The organism is Kitasatospora sp. NBC_01539 (genome assembly GCF_045040525.1).
Classification (GTDB): domain Bacteria; phylum Actinomycetota; class Actinomycetes; order Streptomycetales; family Streptomycetaceae; genus Kitasatospora.
This window is the reverse complement of record NZ_CP109390.1, coordinates 4,158,377-4,175,019: the sequence shown is the minus strand read 5'-3', so window position 1 is coordinate 4,175,019 and position 16,643 is coordinate 4,158,377. Positions and strand designations below refer to the sequence as shown.

The 16,643-nt window shown below is 75.8% G+C and carries 19 protein-coding genes, 1 tRNA gene and 1 riboswitch; of the genes, 4 read left to right on the top strand and 16 right to left on the bottom strand.

Annotation, left to right across the window (positions count from 1 at the left end):
- Positions 1–84: 84 nt before the first annotated feature.
- The 9 genes from OG335_RS17865 to OG335_RS17825 form a co-directional block, all read right to left on the bottom strand.
- Positions 85–1,194 carry a cytochrome P450 gene (locus tag OG335_RS17865; RefSeq protein ID WP_405012111.1) on the bottom strand — a complete coding sequence of 370 codons (1,110 nt, stop codon included), beginning with the start codon at positions 1,192–1,194 and terminating at the stop codon, positions 85–87.
- Positions 1,158–2,576 (bottom strand): cytochrome P450, encoded by a 1,419-nt coding sequence (locus OG335_RS17860; RefSeq protein ID WP_405012110.1) that lies wholly within the window; start codon positions 2,574–2,576, stop codon positions 1,158–1,160. Before OG335_RS17860 ends, OG335_RS17865 begins: the two co-directional genes overlap by 37 nt.
- The gene (locus OG335_RS17855) at positions 2,573–3,175 is read right to left on the bottom strand and encodes a GTP-binding protein (RefSeq protein ID WP_405012109.1); all 603 of its coding nucleotides are present in this window, start codon (positions 3,173–3,175) and stop codon (positions 2,573–2,575) included. The genes OG335_RS17860 and OG335_RS17855 overlap by 4 nt, the downstream gene beginning before the upstream one ends.
- Positions 3,153–3,521: a DUF742 domain-containing protein gene (locus OG335_RS17850; protein WP_405012108.1), complete on the bottom strand. Its 369-nt coding sequence runs from the start codon at positions 3,519–3,521 to the stop codon at positions 3,153–3,155. Before OG335_RS17850 ends, OG335_RS17855 begins: the two co-directional genes overlap by 23 nt.
- The gene (locus OG335_RS17845) at positions 3,518–3,934 is read right to left on the bottom strand and encodes a roadblock/LC7 domain-containing protein (RefSeq protein ID WP_405012107.1); all 417 of its coding nucleotides are present in this window, start codon (positions 3,932–3,934) and stop codon (positions 3,518–3,520) included. The genes OG335_RS17850 and OG335_RS17845 overlap by 4 nt, the downstream gene beginning before the upstream one ends.
- Positions 3,915–5,276, bottom strand: coding sequence for an ATP-binding protein (locus tag OG335_RS17840; protein ID WP_405015440.1), 1,362 nt, complete (start codon positions 5,274–5,276; stop codon positions 3,915–3,917). Before OG335_RS17840 ends, OG335_RS17845 begins: the two co-directional genes overlap by 20 nt.
- A 211-nt stretch (positions 5,277–5,487) precedes the next feature.
- Complete coding sequence (locus OG335_RS17835; protein WP_405012106.1) at positions 5,488–5,703, bottom strand: hypothetical protein; 216 nt, start codon at positions 5,701–5,703, stop codon at positions 5,488–5,490.
- A 170-nt stretch (positions 5,704–5,873) separates the two neighbouring features.
- The gene (locus tag OG335_RS17830) at positions 5,874–6,299 is read right to left on the bottom strand and encodes a PaaI family thioesterase (protein WP_405012105.1); all 426 of its coding nucleotides are present in this window, start codon (positions 6,297–6,299) and stop codon (positions 5,874–5,876) included.
- 195 nt (positions 6,300–6,494) lie between these two features.
- Positions 6,495–6,665, bottom strand: coding sequence for a hypothetical protein (locus tag OG335_RS17825; protein ID WP_405012104.1), 171 nt, complete (start codon positions 6,663–6,665; stop codon positions 6,495–6,497).
- A 179-nt stretch (positions 6,666–6,844) separates the two neighbouring features.
- Here OG335_RS17825 and OG335_RS17820 point away from each other — a divergent pair, with 179 nt between their 5' ends.
- Positions 6,845–7,075: a 4-oxalocrotonate tautomerase family protein gene (locus tag OG335_RS17820; RefSeq protein ID WP_405012103.1), complete on the top strand. Its 231-nt coding sequence runs from the start codon at positions 6,845–6,847 to the stop codon at positions 7,073–7,075.
- Positions 7,076–7,103: 28 nt separating this feature from the next.
- Here the strand turns inward: OG335_RS17820 and OG335_RS17815 are convergent, their stop codons facing one another.
- Positions 7,104–7,394: a YiaA/YiaB family inner membrane protein gene (locus tag OG335_RS17815; protein ID WP_405012102.1), complete on the bottom strand. Its 291-nt coding sequence runs from the start codon at positions 7,392–7,394 to the stop codon at positions 7,104–7,106.
- Between the two features lie 223 nt (positions 7,395–7,617).
- A riboswitch (cyclic di-AMP (ydaO/yuaA leader) is annotated at positions 7,618–7,778 on the top strand.
- An 11-nt stretch (positions 7,779–7,789) separates the two neighbouring features.
- Between OG335_RS17815 and OG335_RS17810 the strand changes: the two genes are divergently transcribed.
- Positions 7,790–8,572, top strand: coding sequence for a M23 family metallopeptidase (locus OG335_RS17810; protein WP_405012101.1), 783 nt, complete (start codon positions 7,790–7,792; stop codon positions 8,570–8,572).
- Positions 8,573–8,582: 10 nt separating this feature from the next.
- On the opposite strand, the gene OG335_RS17805 is transcribed toward OG335_RS17810, so the two are convergent.
- On the bottom strand, positions 8,583–9,473 hold the full coding sequence (locus OG335_RS17805) for a hypothetical protein (RefSeq protein ID WP_405012100.1): 891 nt from the start codon (positions 9,471–9,473) through the stop codon (positions 8,583–8,585).
- Between the two features lie 369 nt (positions 9,474–9,842).
- Here OG335_RS17805 and OG335_RS17800 point away from each other — a divergent pair, with 369 nt between their 5' ends.
- Together OG335_RS17800 and OG335_RS17795 are read left to right on the top strand one after the other, a co-directional pair.
- The gene (locus tag OG335_RS17800; protein ID WP_405012099.1) at positions 9,843–10,562 is read left to right on the top strand and encodes a sensor domain-containing protein; all 720 of its coding nucleotides are present in this window, start codon (positions 9,843–9,845) and stop codon (positions 10,560–10,562) included.
- 91 nt (positions 10,563–10,653) lie between these two features.
- Positions 10,654–11,343: a hypothetical protein gene (locus OG335_RS17795; protein ID WP_405012098.1), complete on the top strand. Its 690-nt coding sequence runs from the start codon at positions 10,654–10,656 to the stop codon at positions 11,341–11,343.
- Between the two features lie 59 nt (positions 11,344–11,402).
- On the opposite strand, the gene OG335_RS17790 is transcribed toward OG335_RS17795, so the two are convergent.
- The 5 genes from OG335_RS17790 to lhgO form a co-directional block, all read right to left on the bottom strand.
- Positions 11,403–12,407 (bottom strand): hypothetical protein, encoded by a 1,005-nt coding sequence (locus OG335_RS17790; RefSeq protein WP_405012097.1) that lies wholly within the window; start codon positions 12,405–12,407, stop codon positions 11,403–11,405.
- 525 nt (positions 12,408–12,932) lie between these two features.
- A tRNA-Met gene (locus OG335_RS17785) sits at positions 12,933–13,006 on the bottom strand.
- 46 nt (positions 13,007–13,052) lie between these two features.
- A complete protein-coding gene (locus tag OG335_RS17780) occupies positions 13,053–14,333 on the bottom strand; it encodes a PrsW family intramembrane metalloprotease (RefSeq protein WP_405012096.1) in 1,281 nt (426 codons plus the stop codon).
- A 117-nt stretch (positions 14,334–14,450) separates the two neighbouring features.
- Positions 14,451–15,281 carry a tRNA (guanosine(46)-N7)-methyltransferase TrmB gene (gene trmB / locus OG335_RS17775; RefSeq protein ID WP_405012095.1) on the bottom strand — a complete coding sequence of 277 codons (831 nt, stop codon included), beginning with the start codon at positions 15,279–15,281 and terminating at the stop codon, positions 14,451–14,453.
- A 73-nt stretch (positions 15,282–15,354) separates the two neighbouring features.
- Entirely contained in the window at positions 15,355–16,590 is a 1,236-nt protein-coding gene (gene lhgO / locus OG335_RS17770) for an L-2-hydroxyglutarate oxidase (protein ID WP_405012094.1), read from the bottom strand.
- Positions 16,591–16,643: the final 53 nt, after the last annotated feature.

Here is a 16,643-nt window from a genome sequence, read left to right as displayed (position 1 = left end):
CCGGCCCGGCCTGATCGACCGGCGGCCCGGCGGCCCGGCCCGGCCCGGTGGCCGAACGCGCCGCCGGGCCGTGGCCGGGAGCGGTCAGGCGATCCGCACCGGCAGCGTCCGCACGCTGTTGGAGATGAACGAGGCGATCGGCTCCGGGGCGGGCCCGTCCGCGGCGGCCAGGGTCGGGTAGCGGCCGAACAGGCCGCTCAGCGCGGTCTCCGCCTCCATCCGGGCCAGTCCCGCGCCGAGGCAGAAGTGCGGGCCGTGGCCGAACGACAGGTGCCGGCCCGCGTGCCGGGTGACGTCGAAGCGGTCCGCGTCCGCGAAGTGCCCGGTGTCCCGCCCGGCGGAGGCGTACGAGGCGAGCAGGGCCTCGCCGCGGCGGATCACCACGTCGCCGACCGCGATGTCCTCGACGGCGTAGCGCAGCGGGAACTGCCCGACGGGCGAGTCGTACCGCAGGGTCTCCTCGACCACCGCCGACCAGGTCGCCCTGCCGTCCCGGACGAGCTCCAGCTGCTCCGGGTGGGCGAGCAGCGCGCGCACCGCGTTGGTGATCAGGTTGAGCGTGGTCTCGTGGCCGGCGACGAGCATCAGCAGCAGCGTGCCGACCAGCTCCTGCTCGGTGAGCCGGTCGTCGGCCTCACGGGCGGCGATGAGGTCGGTGGTGAGATCGTCACCGGGACGCTCCCGCTTCGCGGCGATCACCGAGCCGAGCAGGGCGAACAGCCCCTGCTGCGCGGCGACCGCGGCCTCCGGGGTGGCCGAGCTGCTGACGAGCGTGTCGGAGAGCGCGTGCAACTCGTCCTGCTGGGCGGCCTCCAGGCCGAGGAGCTCGCCGATGACCTGCATCGGCAGCGGGTACGCGAAGTGCTCACGCAGGTCGAACTCGCCCTCCAGCAGGGCGAGACCGTCGAGGAGGCGGGCGGTGCGGGCCTGGATCGCGGGGGCGAGCTCGGCGATCCGGCGCGGGGTGAACGCCTGCGTGACGAGGGCGCGCAGCCGCCGGTGGTCGGCGCCGTCCACCGTGATCATGCCGGGCACCGTCACGAAGTTGATCAGCGGCCAGCCCTCGGGCAGCCGGCCCTCCCGGAACGTCTCCCAGAGCTGCGGGTTCTTGCCGACCCGCGGGTCGGCCAGCAGCTCCTGCAGGGTGTCGTGGTGGGTTATCGCCCAGACCACCACCCCGCCAGGGAGTTCCACCAGGACCGCAGGGCCGGCCTCGCGGAGCCGCGCGTTCTCCCCGTGCTGGTCGCGGCCGAAGGGGTCGAGGATGACGGGGGCAGGACGGGCGGCGGTGTCCATGTCGGCCTTTCGTGCGGGGCGGTGGGGCGGGGCGGGGTGAACGCGCTGTACAGCACCGGCAGATCGACCAGGGCACGCGACCACGGAGACGGACGCCACGCCAACTCGGGGGCCGGCACGGCGAGCTGGAGGTCGGGCAGTCGGTGCAGCAGGGTCTCGACCGCCGTCTCGACGATCAGCCGGGCCGGGTGCTGGGCCGGGCAGACGTGCCGCCCGGCGCCCCACGCGAGGTGTGCGCGGTTGCCGCCGATGCCGTCCGGCCCGTGTACGGAGGGGTCGGCGTTGGCGCCGGCCAGGCCGAGCACCAGCATGTCGCCGGCGGTGATGTACTGGCCGCCGAGCACGGTGTCGCCCGTCGCCCACCGGCCGGGGAAGTTCTGTGTGGGCGGGTCGCGCCACAGCACCTCGTCGAGCGCGTCGGAGACGCTGAGCCGGCCACCCGCCAGCGTGTTGCGGAAGCGCCGGTCGGTCAGCAGCAGCCGCAGGGTGTTGCCCGTCCAGTTGATGGTCGTCTCGTTGCCGGCGACGAGGATCACCACGAGATGGTGCACCGCCTCCTCGTCGCTCAAACCCGCGTCGTGCGCGAGCAGCCACGAGGTCAGGTCGGCGCCGGGCTCCTCCCGGCGGCTGCGCACGAGGTCGACCAGGATCGCCTGGAACTCCGCGTTCGCCCGGACGGACTTCTCGCTGCTGTCGACGAAGTGGCTGATCAGCTCGATGAGATGGGGCCCGGCCTCGGCGGGCAGGCCGAGCAGCTGGGTGAAGACGAGCAGCGGCAGCCGCCGGGCGTACTGCGCGATGAGGTCGGCGGTGCCGTCCGGCCCCCAGCTGTCGATCAGCGCGTCGGCGGCGGCCTCCGTGGTGGCGCGCAGCTGCCGGTGGTCGATCCGGGCCAGGGTGTCCGCCACGGCGGCGCGCAGCCGCTGGTGCTCGGCGCCGTCCAGGTTGAGCAGGGTGGGCCGCCAGGAGGTCATCGGCAGCAGCCGGGAGTCGGCGGCGAGCCGGCCCTCCTTCGGCACCCGCCAGCGCCGCGAGTCCTTGGAGAACAGCTGCTCGTTGCGGGTGAGTTCGAGCAGTTCCGGGTAGCCGAGCACGAGCCAGGCCTCGACGCCGGGTTCGAGTTCGATCGGGGCGACCGGCCCGTGCTCCGCGCGGAGCCGGGCGTACAGCCCGTGCGGGTCGTCGGCGACGGCGGGTCCGAAGAGCGGCGCCGCCGCGCCCCGGTGCATCGGGCAGCCGGGCGGCGGGGTCGTACCGGCGTCGGGCAGGGGCGTGGTCATGTCTGGAGCTCCAGGACGGACGTGGAGTGCAGGTGGGCGACGAAGTCGATCAGCACGTCGTACGCGGCCTGCCGGTCACGGACGTCGCAGTGCAGGATCGGCACGCCGGGCAGCAGGTCGAGCGCGGTGCGCAGCTCGTCCTCGGGGTGCTGCGGGGAGTCGGGGAAGAGGTTGACGACCACCGCGAACGGGATGCCCTGCTCCTCCAACTGCCCGAGCACGTCGAAGCTCTCGTCGATCCGGCGGCTGTCGACGATGGCGAGGGCGCCGAGCGCCCCGCGGGACAGGTCCTCCCACAGCGGCCAGAACCGCTGCTGCCCCGGCGTGCCGAAGAGGTAGAGCGCGAGCTTCGGGTTGAGCGTGATCCGGCCGAAGTCGAGGGCGACGGTCGTCGTGGTCTTGCCCGCGCGGCCGGTGAGGTCGTCGATGCTGGCGCCCGCCGCCGTCATGGTCTCCTCGGTGCGCAGCGGGGCGATCTCGCTGAGCGAGCCGACGAGGGTGGTCTTGCCGACCCCGAACGGGCCGGTGACCAGCACCTTGACGGCGCCCTGCACGGTGGCGGGCAGGTACGACGGCTCAGCGGAGTTGACGGAGGCCAACGAGCACCTCCTCGAGGAGTGCGGTGGGCAGGCGCTCGGCCCGCGGGACGTCCGGCGACCGGTGGACGGCGGTCGCCGGGGGCAGGACGTGCACGGCGCCGAGGTCCCAGAGGTCGCCGACCAGCACCTTCACGACGCTGAGCGGCAGGTGCAGGTGCGCGGAGATCTCGGCGACGGCCAGCAGTCGGCCGCAGAGCGCGAGGATGCGCCGGTGCTCGCGGTTGAGTTCGGCGCCGGCGGTGTCGGCGCCGGGCACGGTGGAGACCAGGCTCTCCAGGGCGAGCACGTTGCGGCTGGGCCGGCTCCGGCCGCCGGTGATGACGTACGGCCGGACGGGGCCGCTCATCGCACGTCCCCGGCCGGCTGCTCCACCCGGGGCGGGCTCGTCAGGTGGGCGCCGATCCGCTCGACCAGCACCTGCATCTGGTAGGCGACGAGGCCCGCGTCGACGGCCTCGCCGGTGATGACGGCGAGGTGCGTGCCGGCACCGGCGGCGACGATGAACAGGTAGCCGCCGCCGTACTCGACGACGATCTGCCGGGTGGTGCTGGTGTGCCCGCCGAAGCCCTGGGCCACGCCGCGGGCGAGCGACTGCAGGCCGGAGCAGGCGGCCGCGAGCCGTTCGGCGTCGTCGCGGCCGATGTCGGAGCTGCGGCCGATCTCCAGGCCGTCGTTGGACACCACGACGGCGTGCCGCACCTCGGGCACGGTGGCGATGTCCTTGAGGAGCCAGCCGAGGTCAGGGTTGCTGGTGGTCATTGGGGTCTCCTGCCCGCAGGGGCTGTTGGGGGGAGGCGGGGAGCGTGCCGGCCGGCCCGGTGGGGGGCTCGGCCGGTGTGCCGGGGGGCTGGTGGTGCGGGGCGGCCGACCGTCCGCTCGCGGTGCCGGCCTGGAAGAGCGCCATGAACGCCTGTGCCTCCCGCGCCGAGCGCGGCGGCTCGGGGGCGGCGGCGGACACGGTGTCCGGCCGGGGGGCCGCGGGGGCGGCGTTCCGGCGGTTGGACCGGCGCGGCAGGGCGCCGTCCGGTGCGGTGGTGGCGGCCTCGTCCGCGTCGGCCGCGTCGGCTGCCGCGGTGCCCGCGGCCACGGTGTCCGGCCGGGTGCCGGCGCGGTCGGCGGCCGTGTCGCCGGGCAGCGGCCGGTGGGCGCGCGGACGGTCCGCGGACGGCCGGGCCGCGGCGTACGGGTCCGGGGCGCCCGGGCCGCCCATCTCGGGCAGCGGGTCGGTGAGGAGGGCGCTGGGCAGCAGGACGACGATCCGCACGCCGCCGTACGGCGAGGGGGCGGAGCTGAGCGTGACCCGGAAGCCGTACTGCTCGGCGAGCCGGCCGACCGCGGCGAGGCCCAGCTGCGGCACCTCGCCGAGCCGGGACACCTCCAGCCCGCCGCCTCCGGCGAGGGCCGCGGCGGCCTTCTCGACGGCCTGTTCGGGCATGCCGACGCCGGCGTCGTCGATCTCGACGACGGCGCCGTTGTGCACGGGGAGCAGGGTGACGAAGACCTGGGTGCTGGGCGGGGAGTAGCGGGTGGCGTTGTCGAGGAGCTCCGCGACGGCGTGGATGAGGGCCTCGGCGGCGGCGCCGATCACCGCGGTCTCCAGCCGGCTGCGCACCACGACCCGCTGGAACGGGAGGATGCGGGACTGCGCGCCGCGCACCACGTCCTCCAGGGAGACGGGCTCGGGCCAGTTGCGTCCGGCGCGGGCGCCGCAGAGCACCGCGAGGGTCTGGGCGAGGCGGGCCTGCTGGGCGGCGGCGTGGTCGGCCTTGAGGAGGCCTTCGAGCAGGGCCGGGTCGTCGTGGGTGCGTTCCATCTCGTCGAGGCCGGCCTGCTGGTCGTGGGCCATGACGAGGATGCGGCGCGCCACGCTGAGGAAGGCGCGCTGGGTGGCGGCGGTGACGTCCTGTTCCTGCCGGGCGGCGGCGTGCTCGGCGCTGCTGCGGGCGAGTTCGGACGCCAGCTGTCCGCGCAGGGTTTCGAGTTCGTCCTGCTGCTGCGCCTGGCGTCGGCGCAGTGTGAGCCCGACGGCCCGGTAGCGCGCGGCGGTGAGCGCCGCGAGGACGGCGAGGACAACGGCTGCCGCCGCGCACCACTGAGTCATCGTCACGCGGCGAATTCTAAGAGGATGATCCTACGAGAGTGTGAACAGATCGCAGGATTGGTGAGCTGCACGCGTCAACGGACCCTGTCCGACAGGTGGCGGACCGTCACTCCGACGCCGGGTCAACCACCCCGTCCCGGAGCCGGACGACCCCTCCCACCTGCACCGGAACCCGCCGGTCCGCCCGGAGGTCACCGGCCGCGGGCCGCCCTCACTGGCCGTCGACCTCGCCGTACGGCTCCGGAGACCGCGCCGCCACCGGCCGCAGCCCGCGCAGCCCGCGGGCCACCGCGAAGGCCCGGCGGAGCGTCGCGCCGACACCGTCGGCCCGGACCGCCCCGGACCCGGCGGACGGAGGCTCGGTCGGCGGGCGCTGTCCCGGGATGAATCCGGTGGCGGGTGGAGCCGTCCGGGCCGTCTGCGTCATCTCTCCACGTCCTTCGTGTTCCTGCCGGATGCCGCCGGAGGCGGACCGCGCTCGTGTCGTCCCTGCGACACCTACCCCGCAGGACTGCAATTCTTGTCGCGTTTCGGAGACGGGACGGTCTCGGAACCCACCCGAATCGGTACCGATCGCCCGGATCGTCCGGCCCGCCGTCACGGAGCGGAGTCGACCGCGATCATCGTGCCCTGCAGCAGCGCGACCTCCTTGCCCGGAACCCCGGCGGTGACCGACCGTATCTCGGCCCCCACGACGGTGATGGTCCGTCCGCTGCGCACGACGGTGCCGGTCGCCCGCAGCCGCTCGCCGACACCGGGACTGAGCAGGTTGAGCTTGAACTCGACGCTCAGCACGTCCTTGCCCTCGGGCATCAGGGAGAGCGCGGCCGCGCCCGCCGCGGCGTCCGCCAGGGTGGAGATCGCGCCCGCGTGGACGAATCCGTTCTGCTGGGTCACCTCGGGGCGGACGGGCAGGTCGAGCACCACCCGGCCGCGGGCCAGCTCGACGATCTCGACGCCGAGGGTCGCCAGCAGCGGCTGACCGGTGAGGTTGCTGCGGAGTCGGTCGGTGAGCGTTTCCATGCGGCGGTCCAGGTGCGCGGTGCGGGCGGGGCTCCCTGCACCCTCCGTCGGCGACCGGCCCGGCGTCAACCCTCGCCCCGGCCGGCAGGGCGCCCCGGACGCCGGAAAGCACCGAGGCCCGCGCGGCGGCGCGGGCCTCGGTGCTGTGGGGGCCGTGCGGGCCCCGGGGCGGGCGTGGGCGCCCGCGGGAGGGGGTCAGACGAGGTCGGCGTCGCCGTCCGCCCGGTCGTCGGCGCCGCTGTCGGGCAGTTCGCTGCCGGTCACGGCCCTGGCGTCGCCGATGCGGTGCTGCTGCCCGTCCGCGTGGGCGCTGGGTGCGGTCAGCGAGGCGACGACGCCGACGGCGAGGGAGGCAAAGGCGAGCATGCTGCGCTTCTTCATACCCTGCACAACGCGCGGCACGGCAGGGGGTCACGGCCCGGCCCGCGCGGGTGTCCGGGCGGCCCGTCCGCGGGGTTCCGGCGGGCCCTGCGGTACCGTGCGCCCGGCCGGTGGTCCGCCGCCCACCGGGCGGCACCGGCCGCACCACCGAACCGGGAGGCCCCGTGCCCTTCATCACCGTCAAGCAGCTGGCCGGCCGCACCGAGGAGCAGCGCGCCGAGATCGCCCGCGCCCTCACCGAGGCCTACGCCCGGGCCACCGGCCTGGCCCCGGACAAGGTCTGGGTGGCCATCGAGGAGGTGCCCGCCGAGAACTGGGCGATCGGCGGCGAGACCCTCGCCGCCCGGGCCCGGGCGGCCGCCGGCCCCGGCGGAGCCACCGGCGCCACCGGCTGAGCGCCGGCCCGGCGGGGTGCCCGCCGGCTCAGATGCCGTCGACCTTGAACGGGTCGTGCTCGGCCAGCAGCCGGTCGAGCCGGGCCTGGTCGACCCGGGAGGTGATCGCGCCGGCGTCCTGGCGGTCGCGGACGACCTTCGCCAGCGTGAACGCCGAGGTGATCACGTACAGCAGGGCGACGGCCAGGAAGGCGCGCATCCACGCGTCGACCGGCAGGTAGGCGATCCCGATCGCGAGGGCGGCCGTCGCGAGGGCGAACGAGAGGACGGCCTGCGCGTAGTAGGCGGCCGTGGTGCGGGACTGGATCGGTGCGCTCATGACGGCAGCGTCCCGGAGGCGGGTCCGACCGGCATGAGTACGGGTACTCAGCTTCGCAGCTCGTTCACCCTCCGTGACCGCCTCTCCGACAAACCATCGTAAATCGCCCATTCCTCGCGTAGACCGAACGAATCAACCGGCTCAGGCGCTTGGAATCAAGGCAGGCATAGCATTAACGTTTGATAACGCAGCGCGGTCGGCAACGCCGTACCGACTCGGCACCGTGCGCGTGTCGCTCAATCCCGCGGTCTGCCTTCATCGGTGGGCCCGGGAGCCGGGGAACCACTTTCCGTGGGGTGAATCGGCCGGGCCCAGGCCCAGCCGTAGGAGACCTTCCTGCTCCGAACCCGTCAGCTAACCCGGTCGGCGAGAGGGAAGGAAAGGAGTGCGCCTCCGTGGCGTCGACGCACTCGGCGGAGCCCACCGCCGCAGCCACCCAGCTCCTCGACCACCCGCGTGAGCAGGCCGACCAGGCCCGCCACCGGATGCCCCGTCAGACCAGGGGTGCAAGCCCGCTGTTCGGCGTCACGGCCACCATGGCCGCCACCTTCGGCGCCGCCGGCCTGACCGCCGCCGCCGCAGGCCCCGCCGCCGCGGCCGAACCCGCCGTGTCCGCGCCCGACGAGGCGGCCGACGCCGACCCCGCCGCCGACCCCGGTCTCGCCCTCGCCGCCCGCATCCAGCAGCAGGCCGACACCCGTCGCACCGCCGCCGACGAGGCCGCCCGGCTCGCCGCCGCACAGGAGGCCGAGGCCCGCCGCGCCGCCCAGGCCGCCGTCGACGACGCCGCGCTCGCGCTGCCCACCACCGGCTACACCCTCGGCACCTCGTACGGCCAGTCCAGCACCTGGGCCCACCTGTACACCGGCCTCGACTTCGAGGCGCCCGCAGGCACCCCGGTCACCGCCGTCGCGGCCGGCACCGTCACCTCCGCCGGCTGGGCCGGCTCGTACGGCTACCGCGTCGTCCAGACCCTGCCCGACGGCACCGAGATCTGGTACTGCCACCTCTCCCGCCTTGCCGCCACCGGCGGCCAGGCCCAGCGCGGCGCCGTCCTCGGCGCGGTCGGCGCCACCGGCACCGTCACCACCGCCAGGCTCCACCTGGAGGTACGGCCCGGCGGCGGCGCACCGATCGACCCGCTCGGCTGGCTCCGCTCGCACGGCGTCCAGCCGTAACGGCCCCCGCCTAGACGCCGCCCGGCTCGTCCCGGGCGGCGTCCGCATAGGCCTGCAGCTCGGCCGTGCCCGGCTCCGGCGCCAGGTCCGGGTACTCCCACAGCAGCAACTCCGGCAGGCCCGGCAGCGTCCAGTCGCCGCACAGCCACAGCGCGCCGTCCTCCGCCACCTGCTCGAACTCCTCGAACCCGCCCGACAGCTCGTGCGGCATCGGCTCGCCCAGCGCGGTCAGCCCGGCCAGATTGCGGTAGCTGCGCCGCATCAGCCCGTACTCCAGCAGCCGCCGCGCGCCGTCCGTGGCCATGCCGATCGCCAGCAGGTGCGCCGGCCCCCAGCCGAGCCCGCCGTCCGCGTCCTCCATGGCGTCCAGCGTGCCGGCGTCCACCAGTGCCGCGTACGCCGCGACGCGCTCCTCCGGCTCCAGCGCGCGGAACGCGTCCAGCCAGTCCCGCACCGCGTCGATGTCGCCGGTCTCCACCCCGTCGGCCTGCAGCAGCAGGGTGTACAGCCGCGGCCAGGTGAGCAGCTGCGGCCGGCGCAGCAGCGTGCCCAGCAGCTCGCCCTGCCACTCCGCCTCCGCGTGCAGGCGCTCCCACCGCTTCGCGTTGAGCCGCCGCGCCGCCCGCTGACGGTCGATCAGCAGCCGCACCGCCGCCCCGTACGCCTCCGGCTCCGCCCAGGGCTGCACGTACAGGTGGAGCCGCTCGTGCAGCAACTGCTCCACCACCGCCGACCCCAGCTCGGGCCAGCCGTCGTGCAGCGGCGCGCCGCCCAGTTCGAGCAGCGTCAGCACCGCCCGTACGGCCTCCTCCGGCACCGGGGGCAGGCCCTCGGCCTCCGCCCAGGCGAGCAGCTCCTCGGTGCGGGTACGGGGGATGAGCTGCAGGTCTTCGTCGTCCACGCCCCGTACGGTAGCCGGTGCGCCCCGTGCCGCGCGGCCCGGCCGCCCTGTCGGCCGCCCTCGGGGCAGGGTCGGCCGCCATGACCTCGGCCCCTGTCCGCACGGTGCACCCGGAGGGCCCCCGCCTCGCCGTCCGCGGGTTCCGCCCCCGCCCCGGACGACGTCGCCGCCCTCCACCCGGTGTTCGGCGACCCGGAGACCGCCGGTCGGTCTTAGGGGACGGGTGGGGGACGAGCGGGTGCGGCCGTCCGCAGCACGGGGGTAGGGAGAGCCCCACCCCGGACCCGGCAGCAGGCCGGATTACCCCCCGCCGCCCGTTCCGGCACCGTGGACGTCGTCACACCGCGACACCACCGAGGGGACCCCGCCATGACCGCCCAGCCACTGCCGGCCGCAGCCCGGCCCGTGCCCGTCCACGCCGCCGACCCGACGGGCACCCCGCGCCGGCCCGGCTTCCTGCGGGCACCGTTCTCCGCCGCCACCTACCGTGAGATCGGCTTCGCGCTCAGCTCGCTGCCGCTCGCGATCGCCGGGTTCGTCCTCACGGTGACGCTCTTCTCCGTCGGCACCGGCCTGCTGCCCACCGTCACCGGGCTGCCGCTCCTCGCCCTGCTGACGATCGTCGCGCGCGGCCTCGGCGCCTTCGAGCTCCACCGCGTCCGCGTCCTGCTGGGCACCCCGCTCGCCGCTCCGGAGCCCGTCCGGCCGACCCGGCCGGGGGTGTGGGGCGGGATCACCGCCCGCCTCGCGGACGGCGCCGGCTGGCGCGCCGCCCTGCACCACGTGCTCATGTTCCCGTGGGCGGTGCTCACCTTCGTCGTCACCCTGACCTTCCTGGTCACCGGCTGGGTGGTCGCCCTCTACCCGCTCTACCACTGGGTCTTCGCCCGCTACACCGACTGGCCGGGCTACCAGCTCTACGACTTCACCGACGGCAGCGGCCACCACCGGTACTACGTCACCTCGCCCGCCCAGATCGCGGCCCTCTCCGCCGTGGGACTGCTGCTGGTCCTGCTCACCCCGGTGCTGGTCCGCGGACTGACCGCGGTGCAGCGGGCCGCCGCCCGCGGCCTCCTCGCCGCCCGCTGAACCCCGGGCCGGGCCGCGGATGCGCACCCCCGCGGCCCGTGGTCCGATGGGCCGGTACCCCCGCCGCCCGCCGAGGGAGCCCGCCGTGCTGGTGACGTCCAGACCCCTCGACGAGTACTGCGGCTTCTTCGGTCTCACCCGCGCCGCCCTGCGCAGCCTGCCCGGCCCCGTGCTGGACTGCCCGGGCGGCGCCGCCGCGCTCGCCGCCGAGGCCCGCGCCCTGGGCTGCGAGGTCGTCGCCGCCGACCCCCTCTACGCGCTGCCGCCGTCCGACCTGCTGGCCCTCGCCCGCACCGGCCGCGACGTCATGGCCGAGGCGATGCGCACCAGCCCGCGGCTCTACCCGGCCCGCCCGCAGCTGCGCCCCGAGAAGTACCTGCGCAGCTGGGACCGGGCCCGGGCGCTCTTCGCCGCCGACCGCACCGCCCACCCGGAGCGGTACGTCGCCGCCGCCCTGCCGCAGCTGCCGTTCGCCGACGGGGTGTTCGCCCTCACGCTCAGCTCGTACCTGCTCTTCGCGCACCCGGAGCACTTCACCGCGGAGGGCCGGCTCGACGCCCTGCTGGAACTCGTCCGGGTCACCGACCCGGCCGGCGAGGTGCGGGTGCACCCGCTGCACGACGGCGCAGGCCGCCGCTGCCCGCAGCTGGACGCCCTGCGGGCCGAACTCGGACGGCACGGCGTGGCCAGCGAGATCGAGGTGCACCGGGCGGCAGGGCGCCCCCGGCGGATCCTCCGCCTGCGGGCCGTACGCAGCCGGGCGGGCCTCCGCCGCCCGTGACGAGGGCGCTGTCGTGACGGGGGCGCTGTCGTGACGGGGGACCGGTGCGGCCCCGGACCTCAGGACGTGGTGGTGGTGTCCGGCGCCTGCACCTGGGCCGGGACGACCGGCCCGGTGGGCGTCTCCGCCGTCCCGGCGGCCTGAGGTCCGGCAGGTCCGGCCTTGGGCTCGACGGGCCCGACGGGCTCGGCGGTTTCCGCGGCCGCGGCCGGCAGCACCCGCAGGATCTCGTCCGCGACCGACTTCCGGCGCGAGTACGGCGGCACGTTCCGGGTGTTGCGGACCTTGTAGGCGACCGCCGCCCGCAGCGCCGCCCGCTGCTCGGCGGAGAGCGACGACTGCGCCGCCATCGCCCGCGCGGCCATCAGCGCCTGCAGCAGCTCGAACGGCGACAGGTGCCGGTCGATCGCCGACACCACCAGGTCGACGTTCTCGGGGTCCGGCTTGCCCTGGATCAGGGCGAGGGCCTGCACCCGCAGGCCCTCCACGCCGGTGCCGAAGAGGTCGCGCACCTGCTGCGGGCTGAAGTTGAGGCTCTCGGCCGCCAGCACGGTCTGGTTCACCGAGTCGGCGAGCGTCTGCCGGTCGGCGGCCGACAGGGCGCGGGCCAGCAGCAGCCGGGTCAGCAGCCAGCCCGCCAGGAAGCCGAGGATCGTGAAGTACACGGCGAGCGAGGCGGCGAACCCGGCAGCGCCCGACCCGCCGCCGACGGCGGGGGCGAGCGCGTCGCCCAGCTGCCGCAGCCGGTGCGGCAGGGAGCCGATCTGGGTGAGGCCCGCGCCGAGGAGGATCTTGGTGAGCCAGTCGGAGACCTGCTCAAGGTTGGTGTTCGGGGCGTAGCCCGCGGTGGAGGTCGCGCTCCGGTCGTCCGGGTCCGCGGCCGCGCCGCTGGTCAGAAGTTTCGGGATGCCGAACAGGAAGCCGAGCAGGCCGCCGCCGACCGCGAAGGTCGCCGCGACGATCAGGCCTCCGCCGAGCGCCCGCACACCGTGTTCGCTCGCCAGCGCGTGCAGCACCAGCCCCACCAGCCCTGCGCCGACCACCCCGGCCAGTCCGTACCTCACAGCCGGTCCCGGCTGTCCCCCGTGCTCCAGCTCCACCGAGCCACTCCCCACCCACGGTCCGACGGTCCGCAGTGACTGTAGCGGACCGCCCGATCACTCCGGGAGGTCGCCGGACGAGGCCGTGCCCGGCGGCGGCCCGCGACGGGCGGCGTGGGACGGGGCGGTGTGGGACGGGGCGGCGTGGGAGCGGGCCCGGACATGCAGACGGCCCGTGGGCTGTCTCCTCGACGTGCCGCCCCTGGGGGCCGCACGCGCGAGGCACCGGGGATGTACCGGTGAGCCCACGGGCCGGGTGACTGCTTGGGTCTGCGCCTGCCGCCGGAGGCCGTCAGGCCTCCTACTGCCACAGGCAGGGGCGGCTCTAGCGAGCAGCCACCTCACGCATCCTGATGGAACTCAATTCAGGATCACCTCCTTTCAGTGTGCGGCCACCTTAGGCACGCACCCGCCGGAGGGGCAACGGATTTTCGATGAAAAAGGCCGAAGACCCGGCAGACGGATCTGCCGGGCCTTCGTGCTACTGAGTAGCGGGGACAGGATTTGAACCTGCGACCTCTGGGTTATGAGCCCAGCGAGCTACCGAGCTGCTCCACCCCGCGTCGGTGAACACCACCCTACGGGAGTGCCGCGCCGATGGGAAATCCGTTACCCGGGGGGCCCGCCGGAGGGCGGGCCGCCGGGCCGCGCGCGGGGGACGGGCCGGCCCGCGGGGCGGGTGCCGGCCCACACGGCGAAGGCCACCAGCAGGGCGAAGGCGGGCACCATGACCAGCCCGTACACCAGGAGGAAACCCTCGGTGCCGAGCTCCGCCGCGGCGTTCCACGCCCCATGCAGCGCGACCGCCGCGGCCAGGCCCGCCGGGGCGGCGAGCCGGGCCAGGCGGCGGCGGCCACTGGTCAGCGCCACCGCGATGCCGAGCCCGGTGAGCGCGGTGAACAGAGGGTGGGCGAACGGCGAGAGCAGCACGCGCAGCACGAAGGTGTGCACGGTGGTGTCGAAGTCGCGGAGCGTGGGCGGCTCGCCGAGGCCGAGGGAGTCCAGCCGCGCCCGCCGGTCGTCGGTGAAGGCGCGGCCCAGGTAGAGGGCGTTCTCGGTGAAGGCGAAGCCGCAGGCGGTGACGGCGCCCAGCACGGTGCCGGCGGCGAGGGTGCGCGGGCTCGAACGGGCCCGCGCGTGCCGCGGCACGCCCGGCGGCAGCCGCACCGGCGGCCGGAAGTACGGCAGCGGCCGCAGGTGCGGCCGGAGCCGGGCCAGGGCAGGCGCCTCCCGGCCGTCGCGCGGGCGGGGCACGGCCCCCGCGCCGCCCGTTGCCAGCAGCGCGCAGCTGCGGTCCGTCCGGCACGACGGCCGGCGGCGTACGGGCACGAGCAGCACCAGCAGTGCGCCGCCCTTGCACAGCTCCTCGATGAGCGGGGTGACGAACGCGGCGCCGAACGCCTCGCCGCGGCCCGTCCCGTGGTGGGCGGCGAGGTAGTCGCCGGCCCAGCCGTTCGCGAGGATCGCGACCGTCGTCGCCGTGCACGCCCCCCAGGCCAGGCAGAACAGCGCGTGCCGCAGCGGCACCCGGGCGGCCTGGTTGAGCCAGGCCACCGAGCCCAGCACGAACGGCAGCGGCAGCAGGGCGAGCCCCAGGCCGACCAGCAGGCCCGTGGTGCCGGTCTGGCGCTGCAGCAGGTGCAGGATCAGTGCGCCGCTGCCGGCCAGTGCCAGACCCCCCGGTACGGCGGAGGCCGCCGGGTGCCGCCGTACGCGGCGCAGGGCCCGCAGGAGGGCGCCGGACGGCGGCGTGCGGGTGCGGCCCGCCCGCGCCCCGGCCGCGAGGGCCGCCAGGCGGGCAGGAAGGCGCGCGGGCAGGCCTGCGGGCGGCACGGCGGCGGGGTGCGCCGCGGCGCCGGGGGACGGGATGCCGCTGGGGGGACGGCTCACGCCGAAAGCGTAGGTGAGACGTGCACCGCGGGGGGAGCCCCCCGGACGATCCGTCGACCGGCGATCACCGTAGGTGACGGGCCGTCGGTCCGTTCCCGGCCGCTCCGGCGGCCCGGGTCAGCGCCGCCGGAACAGCAGGTCGTGCACGACGTGGCCCTTGGCGATGCCGGTGCGCTCGAACTTCGTCAGCGGGCGCCAGTCCGGCCGCGGCGCGTAGCCGGGCACACTGCCCGCCGGGCGCGCGTCCGGCTCCAGCCAGCCGCTGCCGTCCCCCTCCGGGTGGAGGTTCTCCAGCTCGGGCGCGGCCGAGAGGACGTCCAGCATCTGCTCCGCGTAGTGCTCCCAGTCGGTCGCGCAGTGCACCAGGGCGCCCGGCGCGAGCCTCGGCAGCAGCAGCTCCAGGAAGTGCGGCTGCAGGAGGCGGCGCTTGTGGTGCTTCGGCTTGGGCCACGGGTCGGCGAAGTACAGGCGCATGCCCGCCAGCGAGGCGTCCGGCAGCATGTCGCGCAGCAGGATGACCGCGTCGCCGGCGGCCAGGCGGACGTTGTGCGAGCCGTCCTGCTCCAGCATCTGCAGCAGGTTGCCGTGGCCGGGCGTGTGCACGTCCGCGGCGAGGATGCCGGTGGCAGGGTCCGCGGCGGCCATCGCGGCCGTCGTCTCGCCCATGCCGAAGCCGATCTCCAGCGTGACCGGGAGGTCGCCGAACAGCGCCGGCAGGTCGAGGGGGCTCCCGTCGATCGCCAGGCCGTACCGCTCCCACAGCCGGTCCAGGGCGCCGGCCTGGGCGTTGGTCATCCGGCCGCGGCGCGGCTGGAAGCTGCGGATGCGCCGCTCCCGGTGCTGGGCCTCGGTGGCCTTGTGCGGGTACATCGGCGCCGGGTACGCGGCAGGGGCCGCGGAGAGCCGGGCGGACGGGGACAGCTCGGGGCTGGGGGCGGTGGCAGTCACAATCGCCCCATTCTACGAGGGCCCCGCGGTGCCCCGGCGGGGCGCGGGTCCCGGCCTCGTCCCCGGGCGGCCGTCAACCGCCCGCCTCCAGCGCCGCCAGAGCCCGCCGCGCCACCTCCCGGCCGATCGGCAGCGAGGCCGTCGCGGCCGGTGAAGGGGCGTTCAGCACGTGCACGGTCCGGCGGGCGGACGCCGGGTCGTCCGGGTCGAAGCCGGCGAAGGCGAAGTCGTCGAGCAGCGTGCCGTCCCGCGCGACGGCCTGCGCGCGGACACCCGCGGCGGCCGGCACCAGGTCGGCCGCCGTGACGGCCGGCAGCAGACGCCGCACCGCCGCCGTGAACGCCCGCTTCGACAGCGAGCGGTGCAGCTCCCCGACCTCGTACCGCCAGTGCCGGCGCAGGATCCGCCAGGTGCCCGGGAAGGCCGCCGTGCCGGCCACGTCCCGCGGGCGGACCGTCCGCCAGCCGTAGCCCTCGCGGGCCAGCGCGGGCACGGCGTTCGGCCCGACGTGCACGTCGCCGTGCACCCCCCGGGTCAGGTGCACGCCCAGGAACGGGAACGCCGGGTCCGGCACCGGGTAGACCAGGCCGCGCACCAGCGACCGGCGGTCCGCCGCCAGCTCGTAGTACTCGCCGCGGAACGGCACGATCCGCACCCCGGGATCGTCGCCCACCGCGCGCGCCACCCGGTCGCTGTGCAGGCCGGCGCAGTTCACCAGCACCCCGCAGCGCAGTTCGCCCGCCGACGTCCGCACCGTCACCCCGTCCGCCCGGCGGGCGGCGGACCGCAGCCCGGTGCCCGTACGCAGCTCGGCACCGTTCGCCTCGGCGAGCTCCGCGTAGCGCCGGGCGACCGCCGGGAAGTCGCAGACGCCGGTGGTGCCGACGTGCAGCCCGGCCACCCCGCGCACCTCGGGCTCGTACCGGGCGATGCCCGCCGCGTCGAGCTCGGCGACCGGGATGCCGTTCGCCCGGCCGCGCTCCGCGAGCACCGCCAGCCGCGGCAGTTCGGCCTCGGCGGTGGCCACGATCAGCTTGCCGGTGACCTCGTGGGCGATGCCCTGCGCACGGCAGAACTCCACCATCTCGGCGGCGCCGCCGGTCGCGTACCGGGCCTTCAGGGAACCCGGCCGGTAGTACACGCCGCTGTGGATCACCCCGCTGTTGCGCCCGGTCTGGTGCGCGGCGAAGACCGGCTCCTTCTCCAGCACCGCCACCGCGATGCCGGGCCGCGCCCGGGTCAGCGCGTACGCCGTGGACAGCCCCACGATGCCGCCCCCCACCACCAGGACGTCGACGTCGTACCGCACTTCGGCCCCTCCGTTCGCTGCCCCCGCCCGCTGCGATGGTGCCACGGCGGGCG